The following is an 869-nucleotide window of genomic DNA, read 5'->3' on the forward strand; positions in this document are numbered from 1 at the left end:
GACCGGCCCCGACGCCGCCGCCGGGCGCGTCGACGCGGCCGGGCCGGCTGCCACCACCCCTTTCCGGGGACGGGCCGGTTGGGGCCCGGCAGTGAGCGTCCGGTGAGCCCACGGGGATCCCGCCCGGCGGGGGGGCCGCAGGTCGACGGGCTGGTCGTCGTCGACAAGCCGCCCGGGCTCACCTCGCACGACGTGGTCGCCCGCGCGCGGCGCATCCTGGGCCAACGCCGTGTCGGTCACGCCGGCACCCTCGACCCGATGGCGACCGGCGTGCTCCTGCTCGGCGCCGGCCGGGCCACGAGGCTGCTGGGTCACCTCGCGCTCACGGACAAGGTCTACGACGCGACGATCCGGCTCGGCCGCACCACCACGACGGACGACGCCGAGGGTGAAGCGCTCGAGGACCGGCCCGTTGACGTCGACCCCGCGCGGCTCGCCCGGGCGATGGCGGCTCTGACCGGGCCGATCGACCAGGTGCCGTCGAGCGTCAGCGCGGTCAAGGTCGACGGGGTGCGCGCCTACGCCCGGGTGCGGGCCGGTGAGCAGGTCGACCTTGCCGCCCGCCGGGTCACGGTGCGCCGCTTCGACCTGCTCGCCCGCCGCGGCGCCGACGGCGCGGCGGACCAGCGGGGCTGCGATCTCGACGTGACGGTCGGCTGCTCCAGCGGGACCTACATCCGGGCGCTCGCGCGTGACCTCGGGGCTGCGTTGGGCTGCGGGGGGCACCTGACGGCGCTGCGGCGCACCGTCGTGGGGCCGTTCGGGCTGGACCGGGCGGTGAGCCTCGACACGTTCGCCGAGCTGGGCGCGGGGGCGGTCATCGGCTTGTCGGAGGCCGTCTCGGCCGGCTTCGCCCGCCGGGACGTGGC

General features: G+C 77.6%; 1 protein-coding gene. It reads left to right on the forward strand.

What is annotated here, in order from left to right; genetic code table 11:
- Nucleotides 1-102: 102 nt before the first annotated feature.
- Nucleotides 103-869, forward strand: a 767-nt coding sequence (gene truB, locus ND748_RS32970) for a tRNA pseudouridine(55) synthase TruB (RefSeq protein ID WP_251750156.1), incomplete at its 3' end; no start/stop codon positions are given.

It is taken from the genome of Frankia sp. AiPs1, assembly GCF_023716945.1.
Lineage (GTDB): Bacteria > Actinomycetota > Actinomycetes > Frankiales > Frankiaceae > Frankia.